Source organism: Desulfofarcimen acetoxidans DSM 771 (genome assembly GCF_000024205.1).
GTDB classification, from domain to species: Bacteria; Bacillota; Desulfotomaculia; order Desulfotomaculales; family Desulfofarciminaceae; genus Desulfofarcimen; species Desulfofarcimen acetoxidans.
On sequence record NC_013216.1, the window covers coordinates 2,770,892 to 2,794,127 of the forward strand.

24 protein-coding genes and 1 pseudogene are annotated in these 23,236 nt (G+C 40.2%); 3 read left to right on the plus strand and 22 right to left on the minus strand.

Annotation, left to right across the window (positions count from 1 at the left end; genetic code table 11):
- Positions 1–78: 78 nt before the first annotated feature.
- Genes DTOX_RS12810 through DTOX_RS12825 form a run of 4 tightly spaced genes read right to left on the minus strand, consistent with a single transcriptional unit; the run spans position 79 to position 4,697 of the window.
- The gene (locus DTOX_RS12810) at positions 79–1,833 is read right to left on the minus strand and encodes a type I restriction-modification system subunit M (RefSeq protein ID WP_015758106.1); all 1,755 of its coding nucleotides are present in this window, start codon (positions 1,831–1,833) and stop codon (positions 79–81) included.
- Complete coding sequence (locus DTOX_RS12815) at positions 1,830–3,149, minus strand: AAA family ATPase (RefSeq protein ID WP_015758107.1); 1,320 nt, start codon at positions 3,147–3,149, stop codon at positions 1,830–1,832. Before DTOX_RS12815 ends, DTOX_RS12810 begins: the two co-directional genes overlap by 4 nt.
- On the minus strand, positions 3,146–4,348 hold the full coding sequence (locus DTOX_RS12820; protein WP_015758108.1) for a restriction endonuclease subunit S: 1,203 nt from the start codon (positions 4,346–4,348) through the stop codon (positions 3,146–3,148). The genes DTOX_RS12815 and DTOX_RS12820 overlap by 4 nt, the downstream gene beginning before the upstream one ends.
- Complete coding sequence (locus DTOX_RS12825) at positions 4,341–4,697, minus strand: type I restriction endonuclease subunit R, EcoR124 family (RefSeq protein ID WP_042315817.1); 357 nt, start codon at positions 4,695–4,697, stop codon at positions 4,341–4,343. Before DTOX_RS12825 ends, DTOX_RS12820 begins: the two co-directional genes overlap by 8 nt.
- A 7-nt stretch (positions 4,698–4,704) precedes the next feature.
- Here DTOX_RS12825 and DTOX_RS12835 point away from each other — a divergent pair.
- Positions 4,705–5,815 (plus strand): IS3 family transposase gene (locus tag DTOX_RS12835; RefSeq protein WP_015757564.1). Its coding sequence is split into 2 segments (ribosomal slippage): positions 4,705–4,977 and positions 4,979–5,815, totalling 1,110 coding nucleotides; the frame shifts between segments, so codons are not numbered across the junction.
- Between the two features lie 226 nt (positions 5,816–6,041).
- Here the strand turns inward: DTOX_RS12835 and DTOX_RS24370 are convergent.
- The 18 genes and pseudogenes from DTOX_RS24370 to DTOX_RS12915 all read right to left on the minus strand — a co-directional run bounded on the left by DTOX_RS24370 (position 6,042) and on the right by DTOX_RS12915 (position 21,477).
- Positions 6,042–6,716, minus strand: a complete 675-nt coding sequence (locus tag DTOX_RS24370) for a type I restriction endonuclease subunit R, EcoR124 family (RefSeq protein ID WP_422698409.1) — start codon at positions 6,714–6,716, stop codon at positions 6,042–6,044.
- Between the two features lie 18 nt (positions 6,717–6,734).
- Positions 6,735–7,552 (minus strand): annotated as a pseudogene (locus DTOX_RS24375) (type I restriction enzyme subunit R domain-containing protein); the annotation flags it as partial.
- Positions 7,553–7,749: 197 nt separating this feature from the next.
- Complete coding sequence (locus tag DTOX_RS12845) at positions 7,750–9,150, minus strand: sensor histidine kinase (RefSeq protein ID WP_015758109.1); 1,401 nt, start codon at positions 9,148–9,150, stop codon at positions 7,750–7,752.
- Positions 9,137–9,850 carry a response regulator transcription factor gene (locus tag DTOX_RS12850; protein ID WP_015758110.1) on the minus strand — a complete coding sequence of 238 codons (714 nt, stop codon included), beginning with the start codon at positions 9,848–9,850 and terminating at the stop codon, positions 9,137–9,139. Before DTOX_RS12850 ends, DTOX_RS12845 begins: the two co-directional genes overlap by 14 nt.
- A gap of 117 nt (positions 9,851–9,967) precedes the next feature.
- Positions 9,968–11,299 carry an FG-GAP-like repeat-containing protein gene (locus DTOX_RS12855; RefSeq protein ID WP_042315819.1) on the minus strand — a complete coding sequence of 444 codons (1,332 nt, stop codon included), beginning with the start codon at positions 11,297–11,299 and terminating at the stop codon, positions 9,968–9,970.
- Between the two features lie 344 nt (positions 11,300–11,643).
- Positions 11,644–12,738 (minus strand): helix-turn-helix domain-containing protein, encoded by a 1,095-nt coding sequence (locus DTOX_RS12860; RefSeq protein WP_015758112.1) that lies wholly within the window; start codon positions 12,736–12,738, stop codon positions 11,644–11,646.
- 242 nt (positions 12,739–12,980) lie between these two features.
- Positions 12,981–13,238 carry a type VII toxin-antitoxin system HepT family RNase toxin gene (gene hepT, locus DTOX_RS12865; protein ID WP_015758113.1) on the minus strand — a complete coding sequence of 86 codons (258 nt, stop codon included), beginning with the start codon at positions 13,236–13,238 and terminating at the stop codon, positions 12,981–12,983.
- 37 nt (positions 13,239–13,275) lie between these two features.
- Positions 13,276–13,464 (minus strand): nucleotidyltransferase domain-containing protein, encoded by a 189-nt coding sequence (locus DTOX_RS25125; protein WP_340139992.1) that lies wholly within the window; start codon positions 13,462–13,464, stop codon positions 13,276–13,278.
- Positions 13,465–13,476: 12 nt separating this feature from the next.
- Positions 13,477–13,680, minus strand: coding sequence for a nucleotidyltransferase domain-containing protein (locus DTOX_RS25130; protein ID WP_340139993.1), 204 nt, complete (start codon positions 13,678–13,680; stop codon positions 13,477–13,479).
- A gap of 340 nt (positions 13,681–14,020) precedes the next feature.
- Positions 14,021–14,947, minus strand: a complete 927-nt coding sequence (locus DTOX_RS12875) for an SDR family oxidoreductase (RefSeq protein ID WP_015758115.1) — start codon at positions 14,945–14,947, stop codon at positions 14,021–14,023.
- A 21-nt stretch (positions 14,948–14,968) separates the two neighbouring features.
- Complete coding sequence (locus DTOX_RS12880) at positions 14,969–15,523, minus strand: GbsR/MarR family transcriptional regulator (RefSeq protein ID WP_015758116.1); 555 nt, start codon at positions 15,521–15,523, stop codon at positions 14,969–14,971.
- A 184-nt stretch (positions 15,524–15,707) separates the two neighbouring features.
- Positions 15,708–15,842: a hypothetical protein gene (locus DTOX_RS24855; RefSeq protein WP_015758117.1), complete on the minus strand. Its 135-nt coding sequence runs from the start codon at positions 15,840–15,842 to the stop codon at positions 15,708–15,710.
- Between the two features lie 60 nt (positions 15,843–15,902).
- Complete coding sequence (locus DTOX_RS12885) at positions 15,903–16,970, minus strand: C45 family autoproteolytic acyltransferase/hydrolase (RefSeq protein ID WP_015758118.1); 1,068 nt, start codon at positions 16,968–16,970, stop codon at positions 15,903–15,905.
- 3 nt (positions 16,971–16,973) lie between these two features.
- Positions 16,974–17,570: a TetR/AcrR family transcriptional regulator gene (locus DTOX_RS21560; protein ID WP_015758119.1), complete on the minus strand. Its 597-nt coding sequence runs from the start codon at positions 17,568–17,570 to the stop codon at positions 16,974–16,976.
- A gap of 353 nt (positions 17,571–17,923) precedes the next feature.
- Positions 17,924–18,451, minus strand: coding sequence for a DUF3795 domain-containing protein (locus tag DTOX_RS12895; protein ID WP_015758120.1), 528 nt, complete (start codon positions 18,449–18,451; stop codon positions 17,924–17,926).
- A 541-nt stretch (positions 18,452–18,992) separates the two neighbouring features.
- Positions 18,993–19,667, minus strand: coding sequence for a methyltransferase family protein (locus tag DTOX_RS12900; protein WP_015758121.1), 675 nt, complete (start codon positions 19,665–19,667; stop codon positions 18,993–18,995).
- Positions 19,668–19,714: 47 nt separating this feature from the next.
- Positions 19,715–20,566 (minus strand): MerR family transcriptional regulator, encoded by an 852-nt coding sequence (locus DTOX_RS12905; RefSeq protein WP_015758122.1) that lies wholly within the window; start codon positions 20,564–20,566, stop codon positions 19,715–19,717.
- A 716-nt stretch (positions 20,567–21,282) separates the two neighbouring features.
- Complete coding sequence (locus tag DTOX_RS12915; RefSeq protein WP_015758124.1) at positions 21,283–21,477, minus strand: helix-turn-helix transcriptional regulator; 195 nt, start codon at positions 21,475–21,477, stop codon at positions 21,283–21,285.
- 597 nt (positions 21,478–22,074) lie between these two features.
- On the opposite strand from DTOX_RS12915, the gene DTOX_RS12920 reads away from it, so the two are divergent.
- A complete protein-coding gene (locus DTOX_RS12920) occupies positions 22,075–23,034 on the plus strand; it encodes an IS630 family transposase (protein WP_242652430.1) in 960 nt (319 codons plus the stop codon).
- Complete coding sequence (locus tag DTOX_RS24380) at positions 23,035–23,208, plus strand: hypothetical protein (RefSeq protein WP_242652431.1); 174 nt, start codon at positions 23,035–23,037, stop codon at positions 23,206–23,208.
- The last annotated feature ends 28 nt before the right edge of the window (positions 23,209–23,236 follow it).

Consider the following 23,236-nt stretch of genomic DNA (forward strand, 5'->3'; position numbering starts at 1 on the left):
TTATCCATAGCGCAAGCGCTATCCAATTTTTTGTTGCCAGATTGTTGCCAGCATAATAAGCTTTCTGCATCTTCTGATTCAAGGTAGCTCTGGCAAACCAAGTTCCTTCAAGAACTGATTATGCTTTGCCTTTGCCCTTTTTATGGCATCTTCAGTTTCGTCAAGTTTCTTTTTCACATCCGCAAGATCAACAATTTCTTCTTCCGCAGCTGTGCTCACATATCTTGATATGTTGAGATTGAAACCGTTCTTTTCAATCTCTTTCATTGACACGCGACGAGAATATTTCTTGTCCTCTTCTTTACGGAACTGATAGGTGTCAACAATCTTGTCTATATGCTCAGGTAGCAAGATATTTTGACGTTTACCTTTATCAAAGTATTCGCTCGCATTAATAAATAGCACGTCGTCGAATTTCTTGCACTTTTTAAGCACAAGAATGCAAACCGGAATGCCTGTTGAGAAAAAGAGATTTGCGGGCAACCCAATAATAGTGTCGATATTCCCATCTTCGAGTAGCTTCGTTCTGATTTTTTCTTCTGCACCACCACGGAATAAAACACCATGAGGCAAAATAATTGCCATCGTGCCTTCATCACTCAAAAAGTGGAATCCATGTAGCAGAAAGGCAAAGTCAGCCGCTGATTTTGGGGCAAGTCCATAACTTTTAAAGCGGAAATCTTCGGCCAGTGTATCGTTAGGCTCCCAGCGGTAGCTGAAAGGAGGATTTGCAACGACTGCGTCACATTTCAATTTTTTTGCCGGGTTCATCTCGTTTAAGATATCCCAATCATTCAACAGTGAGTCTCCGTGAAAGATTTGAAACTCAGAATCCTTAAATCTATGAAGAAGCATGTTCATGCGTGCAAGGTTGTAAGTTGTTATGTTCTTTTCTTGCCCATATATTTGACTAATACTGTTTGGTTCAAGATGCTTTTTAACATTGATTAACAACGAAGCTGAACCACAAGCAAAATCCAACAAATTATTAATATATGGCTTTTTGCCTGTACTGGGATCTTGGCTATCAAGTATAACAATGCGCGACAGGATGTTGGAGATCTGCTGAGGAGTATAGAACTCTCCGGCTTTTTTACCCGAGCCTGACGCAAATTGGCCAATCAAGTATTCATAGGCATTTCCCAAAAGATCGGTTTCGTTAGTAAACTCAGAAAGCCCCTCGGCAATTTCAGTTATGATTGAACACAGCATAGTGTTGCGAGCTTCATAATTTCTTCCAAGCTTGTCGGAATCGAGATTGACTTCGGAAAACAAACCACGAAATGCGCTGTCAAAGGACTCATTTTCTATAAACTTAAAACCGGCTTGCAAAGTTTGCAAAAGATACTTGCTTTGAGTGCGGGCTAATTCGTATATGTTGCTCCAAAGATAGTGAGGTTTGATTACAAAATGAACTTTACGACGCATTTGTTTTTCAAACGTCACAATTTGATCTAAATTTTTATTATACCAAACAATAAGCGGAGTTAACTTTTTACTTTCAAACAATACAAGATGATCGTCAATCATCATATTTTTTACGTTTTCCTCTAATTCCTGTTTGATAAAATAATCCGTTACCTGTTCTTTCAATAGACTAATAGTCTCGTCTTGCTTGCCAGCATTATAAATACTTTCTATTTCATTTTCACATTGCAAATAATCGCTGCCAAGTTCTTTTTTTGCTGCTTCCTCATAATTGTCTGACAGATAGCGCAAGAAAAGAAAGGACAGCATATAATCACGGAAGTCATCGGGATTCATGGCCCCGCGCAGTTTGTCGGCTATAGCCCATAGGGTTGCGCCTAATTGTTTTTGTTGTGTGTCGTTCATTCTTGTGCCTCCTGACCTTGTTCATCCATGAACAGATTTTGATTGAAATTGTTATCTTCTAAAAAGTTATTTAATATTCTTTTAAAGTGATCCTTGTTCTCTTCGACCATTTCTTTGGGGTCGAAAAGGGAATAATTACCATGACTCAAAAGGTCGAGTATTCTTTTGTGCACAGGGTCATCCTCGTCCTCCCCTTTTCTTATGCACGAAGAAAAATGCGCAAAGCCATGAAAAGACGCGGTCTTTTCTAATATGTTTCTAAGGATATTAAAGTGATATGTATACAACTCGCCTGTATCAGCTGCCTTTTTTAATTCCTTCAGCAACGCAACATGATGAAAAAACGGAGTTTTTCTTGTATCTTTAAGGATATATGTACCATTCGTAGTGTTTCTATGCAAAAACATTTGCTCAGCATTACTAATTTCATTGCATAAAACATTGAAAAACAATGCATGGTGCGACGATACAATTACTTTGACGTCATTGTCGCTCATTAGCCTTGCCAAATGGCTTGCGACAGCAATAACATTATTGTCATCAAGCGAGGAAATCGGGTCGTCCACATAAATATATTTTACCCAATTATACGATTCAACATTATCTACAACTAATTGGACAACGGCTAGGAAGAACCACCAAATGAAGATGTTTTCCTCCCCACGAGATATTTTTATATTATCAACCCTTTGAGTGGTGCCAGAAATTAACGCATCTCTGAAAAAGCTAATTTCCCAACTCTCATAATTGATAGTAAAATCGAAATCTACATACCTATGCAGCAAAGGGCGGATTCTGCTTTCCATTTCCAAATCTTTGAGTCCCGAAAAAAATCTGGAATTGCTATTTAGCTTTAACAGGCGCTCGGCGTCGTTATCCAAATCATTATCCCAATAAAAAAGGTCTTCGGTAAACGCATTATAGTATAGCGTATCAGCCGTTTTCTCACCTGTCTCTTCAATAATCTGCTGCCCCAAAGATTTGAACTCCACAGAAAGCCTTGTCTTGCCTGTGCCGTTATAGGCAAACAATACAATATATTTCTTCTCTTCAAGCAGCATTCTTAAATACTTGGCTATATCTTTGAGCGAATCAAATTGTTTGTTGTTTTCTATTCTCTTAAGAACAAAATCCAATTTTGCAAGCAGCTCATCAGATAACCCCTCTTTCAAGCTGTATTGTTCCGCACCTCTTGGGCATTTATAATTGTCAGTAAACAGTTTTTTATATTGTTGGAAATTATCATTATTAAGCTTTTTGTTGGTAAGCTTTTTAAAATCCTCTTTCGAGAAAGCGGATGGGACGTTTATGCTCACTCGCCCACCTCCTCAATAGAAGGGAACAGGCCTTGCATTAAGCCTTTTTTGTGGGTTCTCAGAGCCTCAAGCTTTTTGACTTGCCCGGCTATAAGGTCATCAATGCTGGAAAGACAATCAGCGATTTTCTGTTGTTCCTTTTCGCTCGGCAATGGAATGGGTATGATATCCAGCTTTGCTCTGTTCAATTTTGGCTGAGCCATGCCTGTAAGGAAGTCCTCCAAGTTAATGCTATTTATATAGTTTTTAACCATAACTTGTGTATTGCTATTTTGGAATTTGAGTACATGTGCATGATTGTTTACCCAAGTTTTGCCCGAAATACTAAATGCGATGGGATATGTACGCGCTACTAAATTAGCTCCATCTTCCGACACGCACAGTAATACTTCGTCAAAAATAAAACCGTCAACATAATCGACAATACCAGATGCACCATAATAAGGCGTAAAGCCTTTTTTTCTATCCTTCTCCGTTATTGGAATCCTTCTTGAATCCAAGTTTTCGCATACTTCACTCAATGGACTAATTACCCACTCTCCACTACCCCTAAACTCTGGGAACCTCCACTCAGGCAAAGTTTTCCCCTCGGCGGGAAACAGCTTCTGCATAAGCCCCCTTTTATGTGCTCCGAGAGCCTCAAGCTTTTTGTCTTCTGCGGCGATAAGGTCGTCAATGGAAGATAGGCAATCGGCGATTTTTTGTTGCTCTTTTCTATCCGGCTTTGGCAGCATTATAGCAGAGAACTGTCTATAACTTACCATTTTACCATCTCTTATGCCCTCTAAGTCCTTATTTAGATCTTTTATAAATCTCCCCGTTTTAAAATAATGTTTGTAGTATTGATCAACAATTGGAACCCTCTTGCGCAAAATAATATATGCCGGGCTACAAATACCATGATATAAAGAATATTCTATTCCGCCTTGAAAAGATCTTAGGCTAATGATGAAATCTCCTATTTCCACAACCTTGTAACTTTCAAGGCTTTTATCCGTTACCGACACATTATAATCAATCTGATCTCTTGGGATGGCACCATGTTCCTGCGTTATGGCGAGAACCGGAAGATCAGAATTATGGTTCTTATTGCTAATGGGCTCAAATATTACATCTCCGGTTTCGAAGTTAATTGCGCCATTGATTGCAAATTCCGGGAACCGTAGCCTCGGCACCAAAGCCGTTTTGTTATTATTCATATGCATTTAACCCCACAATCACACGCCCGCCTGCAAGCTTTTTCAGCAGTGGGATCAAGTCATCCATCAGCTCAAGTTCTTTCTTTGTCCGGTCTCTCCAGGCAAGATTTAACGGAGCCAATAAATCACTCAGTTTTTCGCCATCAAAAATCATGCGTCCTATAATTTCATTTACAAAGGTTTGCAACGATGCAGGCTGCAAACCGTGCTTTTCGGCTAGCGATGCCATTTCCTTTGCCGATTTTTCATCTTTGAATGCCTTATAGCCTTCTTTTATTGCCTTTTCGTCCAGGCCTTTTATAATGGACCCAGGAAATCGGACAACAAAAAGGTCGAATTTAAGATACAATTAAGACATGAGAAAAACATACACAGACACCTTCAAAGCTCAAATTGTTCTTGAGCTTCTGAAGGAAGAAAAAACAATTGCTCAAATTGCTTCGGAGTCGGGAGTTCACCCAACTCAGCTTAAAAAATGGAAGACAATGGCAATAGACAAATTGCCAACCCTTTTTTCTGATGAGCACAGGGCAGCCAGAGCAGCAAAGGCAGCTGAGGAGAAGAAGGTTAACGAGCTATACGCCGAAATTGGTCGTTTAACCACGCAATTGACGTGGTTGAAAAAAAAATCTGGCATTAAATCTGACTAAAGAAGAGCGTCTGGCACTGGTAGAACCAGACAATAAAGAAATATCCTTGACTGCACAGGCTGACTTGCTGGGAATAAACCGGACAAGGATCTATTACAAGCCAGCACCTCCTTCCGCAGAAGAAATCGCCATTAGGCATCGCATTGACGAAATATATACACGGCATCCGTATTACGGTTCTCGACGTATTACAGCTCAATTATGCAGAGAGAACATACCCGTAAATCGAAAGAGGGTTCAGCATTATATGCGGGATATGGGATTAGCGGGTATTTGCCCAGGTCCCAACTTAAGTAAACGGAACACAGAGCACCGTGTTTATCCGTATCTATTACGGGGTGTAACAGCCAACCACCCCAACCACATATGGGGTATTGATATTACATATATTCGCCTTAAAGAGGGGTGGATGTACTTGGTAGCCATACTTGACTGGTTCTCCCGCTTCATTATAAGCTGGGAACTTGACCAGGTGTTGGAGATACCATTTGTTCTAGTAGCAGTTAAGCGGGCGTTGGATAAAAAAATGCCCCTAATTTGGAACAGCGATCAAGGTAGTCATTTTACGAGTCCGCAATACACACAACTTCTGCAAAACGCAGGTGTTCTGATCAGTATGGACGGAAAAGGCAGAGCTATAGATAATATCTTTACAGAGCGGCTCTGGCGTTCAATTAAATATGAAGAAGTCTACCTGAACGATTACATGAGCCCCAGAGAGGCACGACGGGGGATCAGACGGTATATAGATTTCTACAACAACGAAAGGCCTCATCAGTCGCTGGATTACAAGACACCGTTTGAAATATATTACTAATTAATTGATTAATTCGAAAGACCGACTGTGGACAGTGACGTCCTGTGGACAACCCTACCAGGTTGACCACAGGACTTGGACAACGCTTTCGCGTTGACCACACTGACCACAACCACGGCGATAAGAAGTAAAACATCATATCAATAATAAAACATCAAGGAAAAGAGAGGGGGTTCCCTTGGTATCTTAAATCATAAAAAAATTTGTCTTGACCAAGGGGTCCACCTTATTTTCCAGCTTCCAGCGTATTAATATACGCAATAATATCATCGCGCTCATCCATCATGTTTGAATTTGAGCTAAGCAAACCAATGAGCTGTTCACGGCTCATTTTTTCTTTTTTAGGCACACCAGGTTGCGTATATTTTGAAATCAAAGACATGATATAGTCGTAATCAATTATGGCAGAGGAAAACAGAACAAACTCGAAATTCAGCTGTTCAATAGCAGGGTTTTGCTCTTCAAAATCCTTGCGCTGTTGCGCTTTTAATTGTTGGGCAGTTTCAATATAAACACCACGGAAGGCACACAAAGTATCCTCCGGTAATAGCTCTTCAATCTTTACCACTTGCTCTTCTTTGATATCTGTATATTGGTCAAGCTGTGTTTTAAGGCGCTGAACCTCTTTGAATTTATTGATAAATTCGCCTCGTGCGGCATCTCCTTTAAGATTGCTTACTTGCTCAGGTTTACACTCCAGACCTTGCGATTCCATAAACTTTTCAAGCTCGGAAACTGCTTTGTCCAGTTTATCTACGACAACGGGGGCTGGATCAACAAGCCAGATTTCTTTTGCTCTGCTGCTACTATCTTTTCCGGAGAACAGCGCAATTGCCTCATCAACATCTTTTTCCTGCCCTCTAAAGTCAAGAATATTACCATATGGCTTTGTGTCATTCAAGATGCGGTTTGTTCTTGAAAACGCTTGGATTAAGCCGTGCTGCTTTAAGTTTTTATCGACATACAGGGTATTAAGATATTTTGAATCAAACCCCGTTAAAAGCATATCCACCACAATTGTTATGTCAATTTTGTTTTTGTGAGGATAGTCCGAGTTGGGATATTTTTGGTCTTTGATGCGTTCTGTACATCCTGATAATACAAATCAAATTCATTAATACTGTGACTTGTGCCATACATCAAATTATAGTTATCCATAATGCTTTTAAGGGCCGCCTTTTTCTTCTCCGGCTCTTTTTCATTATCAGCTTTCTCCTGCTGTAAATCTTCTTGCAACTGCTTTACATCTTTGTTTCCTTCGGCTGGCGGAGAAAAAACGCAGGCGATATTCAGCGGCACAAAGTTCTCGCCCTCGTCCTTGCTGCGCTCGTCCTGCAATGATTTAAAGAGTTCAAAATACTCAATTGCATCGTTGATAGAAGCAGTCGCAAAAATCGCATTGTATCGTCTACCGTTGGTAGCGGCGTCATGCTTCGAAATTATCGCTTCGACCACTGCTTTTTTACTCAGAACGTTTGGAGCTTTTGCAGCTTTTTTTACATCCTCTGGCTTAAAATAGTCAATGTGAAAGCGGAGCACATTGCGGTCATCAATGGCGTTTGTAATTGTATAGGTGTGCAGCTCCTTTTGGAAAACATCTTCCGTTGTTACATAAGAGCCAACTGTACCATCAATTTTTTTGTAGGTAGCATTATCTTCAAATATTGGCGTTCCGGTAAAGCCAAAAAGCTGCGCCTTTGGCAAACATTTTATTAGTACACAAAACAAGGCCGCCATTCATCCCACCACCTTAGAGGTGGGATGAATGGCGGGGTTTGGTTAAAACTAATGTTGCAATAAGGTAATAAAAGTATCATGCGCATTGAGGGACTCTTAGTTCGGTCCACAGTCTGTCTTAGAGTCGTCCTGCGCGAAGCACGGAACGAGAGGGGATAACCATAACACACCCGTCTATGTATGTGAATAGTTACGATTTATTCTAAGTACATATTAGGTTGTAAGGGGAGAATAAGCCGAACTTCCGTCCCCTGCCCGGGAGAACTGTCGATGATCATATGCCCCCGGTGCAGTTTAACAATTTCATCACAAATAGACAAACCAATTCCACTGCCTGCTGATGATGTTTCTTTGTAAAATTTTTGTTTTACTTTAGGCAGAGCTTCATGGGGAATACCACTTCCGGTATCTGCTACAGTTATTTGGACATGATCTTCCCCGGACCGGGCGCTAAGGCTGACAGTTCCTCCGGAAGGAGTAAATTTGAGGGAATTATCCAGCAGATTAATAATAACTTGTTTTAACCTGTTGGGGTCTGCTTTAACCGACGGTAAATCCTGCGGGGTCTCGCATACTAGATGGACTCCTTGCCGCCGGGCTCTGGGATTCATTTGTTTTACAATAGAGTCCAGCAGTTCCTGCAGATGAACCGTATCCTGCTGCAATGTAATTTTTCCTGCAGATAGTCTGGAAAAATCCAATAATTCATCAAGCAGCAGGGTTAGCCGATCGCTCTCTCTTTCAATAATGTTCAGCCCATCATTTATTTCATCCACATTTTCCAATCCCCCGGCCCGGAGGGTTACCGCCCATCCTTTAATGGATGTTAACGGGGTACGCAGTTCGTGGGAAATGGACGCAATAAACTGGTTTTTCAATTGCTCATAACGGACTATTTCTTCCGCCATATAATTTAACGTATCGGCCAGCTTACCCACTTCGTCATCATATTTTTTGACAGCCCGGGCACTAAACCGGCCTGCGGCCATTTCCTCAGCCACCCGGGTAATTTTCTCCACCGGCCCGGTGATGGTTGCAGACAATAACACACTGACCGCTGTGGCCAAAAACACCACCAACAGCCCCACAGCAACCAGTATTAAAGCTGCGTTCCTGATAACCCCGTGTATCCCGGTAAGAGATGTTACAAAGCGAACTGCTCCTACCACCCGAGCACCGGATTGCAGGGGATAGGCTACAGACATGGCCGGTTCGCCGGTAACAGGCAAGTTGCCCTGCCATTGCCCCAATTCTCCCGCCAGGGCCTTTTGAATATCGGCAAAAGACAATTTTTCTGCAACCGGTGTTCCCTGAGAGTCGGCCAGCACCATCCCCTCGGTACTTATAATTTGCACCTGTGCCGCAGTAGCTGAGGAAAAGCTATCCAAAAGGACCCCGGCTTCGCTTGGCAAATCTTTATAGGCCAGATAACGCGCATAAAAACTGCCTGCCACCTCTGCTTGTTTTTCCAGTACATCTATCACATTATCGAAATAATATTGTCTGATCCCTACCAGCAAGAAGGTATTCATTATGAATACTGTAAGTATAATTACCAGCAAGTAGCTGCCGACCAACCTTTTTTTAATGCCCTGCAACTTTGCCCTCCTCCCGCCAGCGATAACCAACTCCCCAAACGGTTTCAATATAAACCGGTTTGGAAGGGTTGTCCTCAATTTTTTCCCGCAACCTCCTGATATGTACGTCTACAGTCTTAGGATCACCGACGAAGTCCTCTCCCCAGGCCAGATTCAACAGCCAGTCACGGCTCAAGGCCCGGTTGCTGTTTTCCAGAAAAATCTTCATCAGGCAATACTCTCGGGGAGTCAGATCCAATTCCTGATCATTTTTGCAAATCAGCTGAGCCCTGTCATCAAGACGAAAGAGGCCTTGGCATATAATTTGACTGTTATCCGGTCGATCTGTTTGCATCCGCCTGAGAACGGCCCGAATCCTGGCCACCAGTTCCAGGGGATTGAATGGTTTCACCACATAATCGTCCGCTCCCAATTCCAGCCCCATTACTTTATCTATATCCTGCCCCCGGGCTGTCAGCATAATCACCGCTATGCCGGGAGACTCGACCCGCAGCCGGCGGCAAACCTCAAGGCCGTCCATACCAGGCAGCATGATGTCCAGCACCATCAGGTGAGGGCGAAATGTCTTCGACCTGGTCAGGGCTTCTTTCCCGCTGACGGCCTCCATAACCTGAAATGAATTTCTCTCCAGGTTAATGGTAATAAACTGGCGGATGGAGTCTTCATCCTCCACCACAAGAATTCTTTCCTGCCCCTTCACTGCACCACCTCTTTCATGAAAACGGGAAAACCTGTGTGAAAAGCTATCTGCTTTTTAAGACAGGATTTTCCACATAATAGTTTGTATAAGTAAACCAGCTTGTTAATTAACTACTTATTATTTGTGACAATTTATAACTTTATCTAAAGCGCGCTGCACCATAGGCTGCTCTGAATAGCCGGCGTAGTTGTACCGTTTTTCGGACTGCTTTATAAGCTCCAGTGATTTTTCATAGGCAGCCTTAGCCTTGTCAGTTTCCTTTAAGCCCGCATAGCTGTGCCCTAAAATAAGGTAGTACTTGTATGAGTTATCATTTTTCCGCTCCATCGCATTGGTTAAGATTGATCTGGCTTCTTCATATTTACCCAATTTGTTCAGGGCATCTCCCTTCATTATAAGCCAGTTTTTTAAGTCCCAGGAATCATCGGATTTTACAGATTCGCCTTTAGTGATAGATTTCAGGGCATCTTCGGGTAGATTGGCATTTAACTGTGCACGGGCCAGGAAAAGCCAGTAATATGGATCTTCGGGCATTTCTTTGACGTTCTCTTGGTAGAAAGCAACGAGTTTCTTATAATAGTCGGGGTAAAGGTCGTCGGCAGATGACAACACAGTGCCTGATCCAAACTTCTCCCAACGGTATATTGCACAATCCGGATAATAGTGTTCTTCCCCGGAATCAGAATTATAGACTTTTTCTCCGCGGGAATCAAGATGGGACCACAGGGCCAGGGCTGCCTGTTGGCCAGTATCCTCTTGGTCAGTTGGAGCGAGGACTTCCATTTTCTCGTAACCAATGCCGTCGATACGGGTTAGGATACCCTGCCAATGCTCAAACTTGTCTAGGGCCTCGCCCTTGCTGCTGGTATCGTGACCCTGCCAGGCGAAGATGTCCACACCGTGATGCTTACCCACCCCGCCCAGGCTCCTTGCGTCCACTGTCCAACCCAGCAGCAGTTCCGGCCGGCCGTCCCCGGTGATATCGGCAAAGCTGGCATGGTCCAGGGCATATGCTAACGCATAGTTTAACTCCCAAACTTTTTGCCATTTGTGTTCCTTTTCCTGCAACAAAATTGCTCCCAATTTGCCCGGGCTTTGTCCCACACGGTAGGTAGCCAACAGTTCCGGCTTACCATCGCCATCCATATCCTGTTGCTGGATGGCCTTTGCCCCGCTGGGATTTTTCGGTGTTTCCAACTTTGCTTCTGAGGGCAGAAATTTTTGTACAGCGGTATTCGCTTCACTTGCACTAATTGACCATTTAATATCTCCGGGCTGGTCTACTTTCAGATCTCCTTCGCTGATGGATTTAACCACAATATTTTGGCTTTGCACACCAGTCACCCGGGGTGCCATAATTAAACTCCCCGGTGACGGCAGTATGGAACAGCCGCTTATTAACAAGCCCCCTGATAGTAGTAACCCTGACATCAATATTTTCCATTTCATATTTATTCCCCTTTCAACTCATTTTTTTGCTTGATTCTTCGGTACCGAAAGTTTCCTTAAGTATAAGCTCTTTAGAGAAAAAAAGGGTTATGGAAGGGTTAAAAATTGTTACTAAAAGGTTACCAATAGAATCGGTAAAAAGACCGACAGTTTGTAGGAGCCTTTCCTAAACATTTTTATCATGGTGATTCTGCTCTCCATCTGCCTATTAGTTTCATTAAAGCCAGTCAGGTTTGATGGTGTGAAGCGATTAGAGAATATACCACATTATCGTTTTTTATTTAGGCATAGCACGATATCTACCAAATGACGGCTTTTTTCCTGGCAGAGTATTCGTTGTTGTGCTACACGTCTGTTGCCCTGAACGTATTGGTTTGTGTATTCGCTAATTCCTGCAATTTTCCAAAGACTTGAGTATGACGTGGCTCATCTTTCAATGGTGCGTATTCCCTGTCAGTGAGAATGCTTTGTGCAAGAATTTTCTTGATATAGGAAGTATCGCTTAGTCCCTTCGTCAATCTGTTAAAGCAAGGATTGTTTGAATAGTCATATTTTAATTCCGCAATGCTCTGTGCATATTCCTCCAAGTAGTTAAGTGCGGTCTGCTTATCTCCTCGGGAAACAAGTACTTTAATCATATCAGGGTAGGCGATTTCTTCTTTCATGCCAAATAGCTTTGCCATTTCAAAGTTTATTTTTGCAAGGGTATAGGCCGTTTCCATATCGTCACGTTCCCTGGCGTATGAGCATAAAACTCCCAGCGACTGGCTAACCCTTGAAATGTATCGTTGGAGGTTTTCTTGGGTCAGTTTTATTGCTTCGCCATGCTTTCCACGCAAAGCATAGATGGAGGGGTAGAGTGAATCGGGGTCTAACTTTTGGGAGGGCATTCCTTCAATTAGTTGCTCCGCCTTGTCAAGCTCACTTAGCATCGCATAGTAGCTAACTAAAATTGCTGTTGTGTGAAGGGCATACTTTGGGTGTCTGCTGGATAATACTTCTTCATAAATATGAACGGCATTCCGATAATAGGTTTGCATTTCTTGTTGGTCTATGCCCGACTTCAGAATCATAAAACTTTGAAACAGATTACCGAGATGAAACTTTAAGGGAATGCTGTTCGGGTATTCCTTTAGCACTCTTTGGCAGAATGACCAGCCCGCATCAAACCCCTCGGATTCGTAGACATGCATGGCATCTTTCGTAACCTTGTCCACTTCCTCATCGGAAAGCTCGTTTTGGTATGAAAGCAATTTGTCTACCGTGGTATTTAGAGCGCGCGCAATAGGAGAAAGCAACATAATGTCGGGATATGTTGTGCCTGTTTCCCACTTGCTCACGGCTGGCGTAGAAACGCCTACTGCATTAGCAAGTTGTTCTTGCGTCCATAATTTTTCTTTGCGTTTTGCTGTGATAACTTCACCAATATTCAGCACCATATAATCATTCACTCCCTCAAAGATGTAAGCTTCTATATGCCTTCATCTTAATATGATAGCGTCACAAAAACAATGGACGCGCATTTAACATAAGGGCAGAATTTATTAACTATTGGGAAATATGCTTTTTACATTATCTGTCTGCTGACTGTCTATCTCATTGTTTTATATTCGGTGTCTGCTTCAATTGGGAGTAATTCAGCATTTACTTGGTATTGTATGCAAGCCAACGATGGGTAAACTTAATATACTAAAATCTTTTCAGCAAATAATATAAAATCTATCAAATGTTCCTCAATAATCTTTTTTACTATAATAAGGTTAATTGACTGGTAATCATGGACAGCAATATTTCGAAACCCCACCATAGCTTCCAAACGTAAAACCAACGAATCATCAATAATACCGTTTTTGTTTAATAACTTAAAGGCTTCGCGACTGCTTAGAGGTGATTGTACTGCCCTCGGGGTTTGACCCCGGAATCCTCTGGCTTTAGCCATGGGGAAAAATTCAACTTGTTAATAACCACATCATCCTTCATAGTTGCAATCCTCTTTCGAACAATTTATCCATAATATTCCTCTTCTCTTCATTCAACCGGGCGTATTTCTTCAGGGTAACCATTTCAAATAACATACGTTTAGTTTCATTATCACAGTAAATAACCTTTCCAGTAGTAATTACTCGTGCCTGAAATACCGTGGAAGCAACCTCCAAATCCACCAAATCCACATCCCGCTATAAGAAACCGGCTAACTCTTGACCTGCCATAAACACATCGTAAGCATTCAGTTTTTTTTCTGATAAAAAGGCTATATCAATATCACTTTCCGGCAACATCCTACCGGATAATCCAGACCCAAAAACAATAATTAAGTAAGGTGATACCTGTTCCAGCAAATATCGTCTGATTAAATCAATTTCCTGCCGTCTCAACTGCATAACAATACCACCTTTAACACATTAAACATACTTGGTTTTTCCCATAATTTATACATACTACCATTAATACAAAATTCACACAACATCAAACAGAGCAACCGTGCATCATAGTGCAAGGCATATCCCCATATACCATTATTATACAGTAGAAGGTTCATATTTTCCGCACCTTCTACTCAAAAAGATATAGTTATAGTCTCCTAATCATTTGCCGGTACCACCTAAATATAAATTTTACCTATAAATCTACGGAAAGCTTCTGATCAAGCCCTTCATTACCACACTTCCCCTTCTTTTTAAGCATCTACAGAAGGTCCAGATCTAATCCCGCACAATTTAATTATAGACTCTTCCGGTAATGCCGGTTCAGTTCGGAAGCATAATTTGCTCCCACTGTTGCAGCATTTTGGCCAAGCCATTCACTTAAACGCGTCTTTCCAAGAGGAGGGTCTTTAGAAATCAAAAGGTTTGCCATTAAACCCTCCACCTCATCACGGGTTAGCACAACATCCCTGACAATTTTACCAATCAATCCGGAAAGGAATAGCGCTAACCCCGGTTTCATGTGAATGATCCGGGTGTTAGCGCCTGTCTTGTCTCGTATAAGCTGCACCAATTCATTAAATGTAAATGTTTCCGGACCTACGGCATCCGTGATAATGTTCTCCTCTTTCCCGGCTGCGTTAACGATTAAATCAACCATATCTTCCACAAATACAGGTTGTATTTTGTAATCACCCGGCCCCGGAATTGCAAACAGAGGAAATCGCCTGAGCATCCAGGCAATGTTGTTTATAAGTATATCTTCATTGCCAAAAATAACAGTGGGCCGGATTATGGCGTAAGAAAGATTTGAATTGATAATAACCTTTTCCAGAAGTCCTTTCCCTTTAAAATAAGGGAGAGATGAATCCTCGGAAGCGTTGCTGATACTGATATGCACAATTCTGCGGATCCCGGCCTTTTCAGCTGCTTTGACAAGAATTTTGGTATTGGCAACAGCCTTGTCGTAAGTAACAAGGCCGTAAGAAAAGCGAACCCAGTAGGTATTAATCAAAACTGTAGCTCCTTGTAAACTCTTTATTAGTTTGTCCGGATTCTCGAAGTTAAATGGAGCGATACTTACGTGATTACCAAATGGATTGTGACGGTTGGGGTGTCCGGTAAGTGTTTTGACTCTCTTACCCTGAGAAAGAAGACGCCTGGTTATGTATTTACCGGTATAACCAAAAGCACCGGTTACCGCATACAATTCCGTATTATACATCGTTTGCCCCCCTCTAAACGGCTATTTTTCATTTTTATCATGCTGCTTTCCCCCGGAAGCAAGCAGCTTAAACATCTCCACCACAGTTTTCAGTCGATCGGGGTTTATCGCCAAAACAGCCTCCACCACGCTGTCCAGTGTGCAATAAAACTCTTGCAGCATCTGCAAACGCTTTATTACAATATCACGTTCCTCCGACGGAACCGCTTGTTTAGCCAATCGTGTACTCTCTTCCACCAGGTTAAAGGACTGATCAAATTCTGGTTTGTGCCGCAAGCCCAACACAGAGTGAGCAATTTTCCAAAAATCGGTTTCCACCTCAAAGAACACCCGGCGGTCCCCTTTCTGCCAGGAACGCCTTACCATTCCCAACTGCTCCAATTGACGAACGGCAATACTGATATTCCCTTTTGTTACTTTCAATCTCTGTGCTAATTCTTCAAGAGATACCGGTTCGGCGCTAAGATATAATACTGCGTACATCTCACCAGCCGTTTTACCTAACCCCCAAAAGGCACTTTGGCGACCTAATGCCTGAATCAGAGAATCCCGGGACTGGGTTAGTTTTTCATCCACCTCAACCACACCTTTATATCGTTTAGAAACTTCTAAACGAACTATATGATAACAAAAACATAAAGCAATTTCTTTTATTTGTCAAACAATATTTTTACACTCAATTCCTTAGCGGATGAAAAATACGGTAAAATAAACGAAGAATGAGAAGTTTTTTCTTATTCACTATAATTCATTTTATTAATTACCTTCTCATTCTTTTTTCCATTGTAATACTATACCTGATGCCGGTTTCTCTTATTTTCTTTTTGAGTAGATTTTTATTTTTCACATCCGGGCTTTCACTTATGGATTTTTGCAGGGATTCCATTTCAAGCATATTATTCACCTGCTTTAACATCTGCTGGATGACTTAAGGGGTATTGGGTTTGACCAATACTTATAGCTTATATTCTAAATACTCATAATTGCATGGATTGCCATAGGCAATAAGCATTACCGCGTCTTCGGGAATCATTATAAAAGAAGCTAATGTCTTCGAGTGAAACTGCGGCGGTTTTGTTTTATCAACATGTCGGCATATTGAATAGGGATAATTGTCATGATTTGCCAGGATATTCATCAACGTTTCCGGAGTGATTTGTCCATAATATTCATTGATTAATTCTTTAATTGTTTCAACTCTTGCTAAGCTATCTGGTACGAATGCGTTAACCATATCTACTTTTTTAAATCTATCAGTAAGGTAGTGATTAGAATGTACTAACATATCTTTTTGGGGTAAGAGTACTTGGTAATCGTCCTGAATGCTTTCTATGCCAACCATTTCCCTTGTCACGGAAGCCAAATGATAATACCCAAGTCCACGGGCGCTTGTGCGAAGTATTTTCATGGCACCTTCAAGTGTTTTTTGCCTCATGGCCTTAGGCAGGTAACAACCTATAGGAATATTAAATAAGTAATTTTCAACTGTTGCCCAGGTACCGTTAGCACACATTCCAAAGCCATTTGAACTAAGGCTATATTCTACAATTCCCCATAGAACTAAGGAAAGCTGTTCTACTCCATCAGGATGAACTATTTTAAGCAGATCCATTGGACTTCCAGAAAGCCAGTCGATATTCTGTCCAAGAATAGTTTTTCCGTCTTTGGTTGCTTTTCCGGTAACGGCAAAAGATGTGCATAATCCGGAAATTTTATTATAATAAGCTCCTAAATCAAACCCACATTTTAGAGCAAATACTTCCTCAAAACTTACACCGGCACCATCTGCTTGCCCTTTTAACAAATCAATAAGGTCGGGATCAAAGTTTTTCACATTAGAGAGAAACTTCATGGAATTGGAAATAATACTATCTATAGTTGTATTATTCATGAAGGATAATCCGCCAAATGTCAAATCCATGGCTTTAAGTATGTTTTCCTTACAACTCTCGCCGCACTGTAAACCAATCTCGTATGGAGTCCCCTTACACTCCACCACATTATATTTCTTAGCTTCTTTCATAATTTATTCCCTCCTTCCCCTAATACCTAACAAATAATCCCTCCAAAAAGCTTTGATATATTCTTCTTTCCTCATTTCCGGAATTATCACCATCCCGTTTAAAAGTCCTTCCCTGATTGCCCAAAACGACATAGTCATTTTTTTGGCGTCATCACTTCGGATTAGACCCTGGCTTATCCCTGCTTCGAAAATTTCTACCATAGTTTGCTGAACAAATATATTACAGTTTTGTACGTGAGTAAAGAATTTCTCATATATTCCAGTGGGTGTGAAAAGCATAATCTGGTTCCAAAATGCTTGTACTTGCGGATTTCTAATGTAGTAAATAATATATTGTTCAAAAATATAATACAGTTTATCCTCAATTTCCATTTCCTTAGAATCATCTATAATTCTATTCATTAAGTTTACATACTCTTGAGACAGGTCTTCATAGACTGTAAAAAATAACTCCTCCTTTCCTTTAAAGTGAGCGTAAAGCGAAGCTTTTTTGATTCCTACTCCTTTAGCAATTTCATTCATGGTCGTACCTTCATAACCCTTTTGGGCGAATAAAGAAAGAGCGATATTCTTTATTTTCTCCTTTGTTGAACTATCCATATATGAAGTGTGGCTCCTTAAATAATTAATTTACCAACCTATCGGAAGGTAGGTTCATCTTAACACTGACTTCCTATTTTGTCAACTTAATCACCTTTCGAAACTTCATCAATGAGCATATATCCGGACCAAGCATTTGTACTAACAGTCATCTTCTAATAACCAACGACGAAATATAAAATGAATTATAAATTCCACAAAAAAATGCATTGGGGAAAAAAGCTCTGTTTTCTCAACCAACGCATTATATATCTAATTGCCAAATTCTGTAAGTAAGCCCTGCCAACCATTTAGCGTTTCAATAATCACATTAAGCCTTTTCCGTAATCATTTCTAATGCATTATTTTGCCTATCACTTCAATCCAGAGTGATGCCGGATGATTTTATCTTTGTGTAGATTCACAAATGTACAACTGGGAGTTGTACCGCATTTCCTGCATGCTATGTCGTAGGCAGAATTTATTGTATGGCATTCGGGACATGAGTAATGCTCAATCATTTCCGTATACCATTTTTCATACCCGACTTCTTTAATTCGTTCATGATATTTCCATAATTCAGTTCGATGTGGCATGTCGGTTTGAAACACTTTCAATTCTTCACAAGGGTATTCATTACATTCGCCACAGAATTCCACCCCTTTTTCTGCAGCGCAGCTTGTCATTTTGCATCTGCTTCTACAGTAAATGCACCGTTTATCTGCCCGGCAACCTTCGCATGCCAATTCTTCAACCGGTATCTGAAAACGTTCTGCAATTTCTTTAAGCCTTTCCGGATCTTCTTTCGTTCCGATAAATAAGGTACAAGCAGGACAAAACAACCCGCACACGGCAGTAAGCCGTTTGTCTGGAGCACAAATATTTTCGTTAGCACTTTTCATAAAATTTTCAGTCCTCCTTTGAATCAATTTGACTTAAATTCCTTGCCCTACTCCATCTCCTATTATGAAGTAATTTGCTTTCATTTTAATGACCTCTGTATTATAAGTTATTTATAAAAGATTAATTGTCCATTGGAATGAAGTATTAATGAAATTGACCTCTCACTTAAGTTATTGACTATAATTTACCACACCTATCTATGAAATCCTTTATTTTTAAACAAAATATAGTTATAATCCTTTGAAGAGTTGAGCAGTGGCGATCTAGCCCTCGCCAGAGACAAGGGCGCAAGCCTTGGGGAACTTACAAAAACCGGCTTAAGAGTACCGCCATGTTTCATCCTTACGGTTGAGGTGTACAGACGTTGTGTCCTTGCTGTTTATTTATCTGAATTGGACATTAATAATCTCTACGATTGAAGGACGTGACCGCTGAAAACGTCGTGAAAAATTTAAATAACCCAAATATTTTTATACAAACACCCCTTAAACAAAAACCGTTGGATGTTTGTAAAAAATGACAGTATTGCTTTCTAATTGTTTACCAAATTAACGGGATCAAGCGATAACGTGTCTTTAAGCAATACTCTTTGTACTCCGGAAGGTCCAAAACCAGCATCTTTTCTTCGTTTATAATCCTAAGTATATTTATCAGCAAGCAGAGAGAAAAAGGCATTAACGCCCAATAAGAACCAAGCGCTAATGGCGTGAACAAATACATTAACGACATCCCTAAATACATTGGATGACGAACTATAGCATAGGGACCACTCGTTATAACCTGTTGATTCTCTTCGACCCTGATGGTAGAATGAGCATAACTATTTTCCCTGAGAGTAAAGAAAATCAAGACATAGCAAAAGAAGACAATGACGTTCGAAATGATGATAATCGGATTAGATATAACCGACCAATGATAACGGAAATCAAAGCCGGAAATCAAGAGACCCACCAAATGTAAGACCAACAGCATGACAACCTTGCGAGTATCTTCTTTATTACCACGCTGCATTCGTTTTGATATAAGCTCAGGTTTTTTCTTTGAAAAATAAGCAATAGTAAAAATCGTTTGCGTAAAAAACCCAACCAAATAAACCCATGCTTCCCAGTACATTAGTGAACCTGCGGAAAGAAATAAGGTAACTCCCATTACAATTATAAAGATTATGTTACCAAAATAAGCTTTAAACCTAGACTCTCTAGCCTTGCCTTTCATAGGACACACCTCCTGCTTTTTTTGAAACAAGTACTAAAGTAATTGCATCACCTGCGTTTTGTCTTCCTCTTACCACCAGTTTGTTGACCAATCTCGGAATTGATATACTGCTCGTAAAGCTGATAATACTTTTTCCGGGCTGGTGGGAGAACATCGATAATCATTTCATTACGTAGGCGCTGAAGAGGTTGGAATAGTCCGAATTGTTGGGTGAGCTCCGCTAACAAAGGTATACTTCCGATAAATTCAGAAGTTTCTCGGGCGAGGTGTTCAATCTCAGGGTCATCTTCGGACAGTTGGTCTAGCCCGATAATACATGCTCCAAAGTCCAAAGCAATTTGATACTCCTCGGGGTGTGTATTCCAAAACTCAGCCAGGGCCCGAAAAGCGTCGTGGTAATATTCGCTCCATTGGAAATCATCTATGATACCGTATAATTTTTGTTGCTGGTTGTAAATTTCCGGACAGGTTCGAGCATAGTTTTCAATCTGATCTGTTCCCAGGATCTTAGCCATCTTTTGAAAAGTAGGGGATTCTAAAGAGTCCTCATCTAGACATACCATGTCTTCACTTAGCAATCTTTCAATTTTTAACACTCGTTCTTCAAGGCTTTTTTTCTCACTTAGAAGCTCCGCTCGCAAGGACTGCAAGACTTCCCACAAGGTTCTGTGATTGTGTATATCTCCCATAATTTCTTTGATGCGTTTTAGATCCAGTCCCAGGTATTTTAATCGTTTGATTAGTCGCATACGAGTTAGCTCCGCCGGACCATATAGGCGGTATCCTCCGGGAGAGCGCTTTGGTTCTTGTAATAAACCAATCTGATGGTAATAGATAATGCTTTTTAATGTAGTCCCAGTTAATTTAGCAAAATCGCTGATTTTAATTTTATTTTCCACCGCTAACCCACCTTTCCTTATTAAACATTATAAACCCTGCCCCAAGGGCAGGGTCAACTTGATTTTCAAAATGTACCACATGCTGAAACGGGTGATGTGTACGGCTTTAATTCCATGGCGACTGAATTATTATGCGACGATTGCTGAAATCTCTTCATCTGCTCTACTTTTGATTTTGTTAAATAAGGAATGGTGCTGAGACTCTGTTTAATATTGGACCGCCTGTCTGTACAGTACCTCATAGATGCCACGAATTGCCCAACATAAGGGCAGCAGAAAAGGCAGTTTTTGCAGAAATGAGAAAAAGATAGGCATATGCTGCCTATCGGAGAGGAGAATTCGCAGTGAGTATTTCACCTTGGCCGCAGTGAAGCTGTCGCTGTCACGCTCCGCAACGATTGAAACCGTTTCCATGAAAACAGTAACTCTTTAGCCCTCATTATCCGCATCTTTGCCACTATACAATACTCTTCTAACTTTCATTACATCATCAATAGCCACATAATAGACGGTAAAATTATCTATATAGATTCGATAATAAGGATACTTTCTTTTTCTCTTTGATTGAAATGATTCAAAAGATAACGAACAATTCAATTTTTCGACTATGGTAGTTTTAACTTTTTACCAAATTAACTGAACTCACCTAAAATGTGTGTTTTTTTGCAGTGTAATCAGAAAATTACTTTTATTATTATTTAATTTAAAACTATTCGCTATTTTGCATCTTTTATTTTCCAAAGTTTAAAAGGATTAACTTTTAAAATTAAAGCTAAATTAAGTCCAATTATGACATTTGGCTTTTGTTTGCCTCGTTCGATATTTTGATAATATCGGAGAGTTATATCCAAAAGCCTTGCCACTTCTTCTTGTGTATAACCTTTTTTTTGCCTGTAATCTTTTATGTCCAATCTTTAATCAGTCCTTTTTCCCTAAAGTTTAACATGTTCAATGAAAGAAAAAACGTGATTTATGGTTGGCAAATTATAGTTGACGAATGATAATTCGTAATTTAAAATGTAGTAAGATGTCTTATAAATACGAAAAGTGTCAAGAACAAACCTGTATGAAAGACAGTGACGCAAAGCTATGTGTTTGAGGTAGCAATACCATGGTCGCCAAATCGCAAGTGCTCTGATATTTTACAAGAAGGTTTAGCGGCAATCCTGTTTTTGTTTGAGAGAAAGGTGAAGTACTGGTGAGTCAAAGTGTTGTGGGTGACGAAACAAGAGGGGGCTTTTCACCCTGCAAAATTGCATCCTGCCAAATTAAATCTTTCATTTAGCCGAACAGAACTATGGAGGAGTGACATTATGAAATTGAATATCATGGGAAAGATCGTATTAGGTTTCGGGCTAGTTTTATTATTGATGCTAGGCACTTGTTTGTACCTTGTTTCAGGAATGAAAGGTATAAATACTAGTAGAGCAATTCTTAATTATCATTGAACCACAAATCGGCATGGTATATAATTTCCTATAATACATAACAGGTGGGGAGACCAAACTATGCCATTCATAAGTCAAAGAGCAAAATTAGATTTGACAACAGAAGAAATAAATAGATTAGAAAAAATTATACATTCAAGAACAGAAAGTGTGAGTCATATTGAACGGGCTAAAATGTTTCTCTTGTATCATCAAGGAGAAACAATAGCTTCAATTGGTAGAATATTAGAGACTAACCGTGCAAAAGTAGAACGACATATAGATAAAATTTTACAATTTGGCTTAGATATAGCACTCAATGATCTTCCTCGTTCAGGCAGGCCGGATACAATAACCAAAGAAGATAAAGCGTGGCTTGTTTCTCTTGCTTGCCAAAAACCTAAGGAATTTGGATATAGCTATGAATTATGGACAACAGATTTATTAGCCAAACATGCACGAAATCATTGTGTAGAAAATGGCCATCCAACCCTGCAAAATCTAGCAAAAGGTACAGTATCAAAAATACTTTCAGCAAACAAAGTTAAGCCACATAAAATTAAATATTACTTGGAAAAAAGGGATCTAGAATTTGAACAAAAAATGGCTAACGTGTTATATGTCTATAAAGAAGTTGAAATGGTATCAAAAAATGATGAACAATCAATGTATGCTTATATATCATATGATGAAAAACCCGGTATTCAAGCTATAGAAAATATTGCTCCGGATCTTTCTCCTTCTCCTGGAACGTATTCATGTCTTGCTCGTGATTATGAATATGTTCGCCATGGTACACTTAGTCTCATGGCCGGTATTGATTTGGTAACAGGTCATATCTTAGCTCAAGTAGAAGACCGCCATCGTAGTATTGAGTTTGTAGAGTTTCTAAAAATGATAAGTGAGTACTACAAAGATATAGAGAAAATAGTAATTATATTGGACAACCACTCCGCTCATATTTCAAAAGAAACAAGGGCTTATCTTAGTACTGTCCCAAATCGTTTTGAATTTGTTTTTACACCAAAACATGGATCCTAGTTGAACTTAATTGAATCATTTTTTGGCAAAATGGCTAAATCAATGCTGAGGGCTATTAGGGTAAAAACTAAAGAAGAATTAAAAGATAGAATTTACAAATATATAAAAGAAATTAATGATTGTCCTACTGTTTACCGCTGGAAGTACAAAATGGATGATATTGAAATAATTTAAATTATTAGTAGAAATTATATTATTTAAC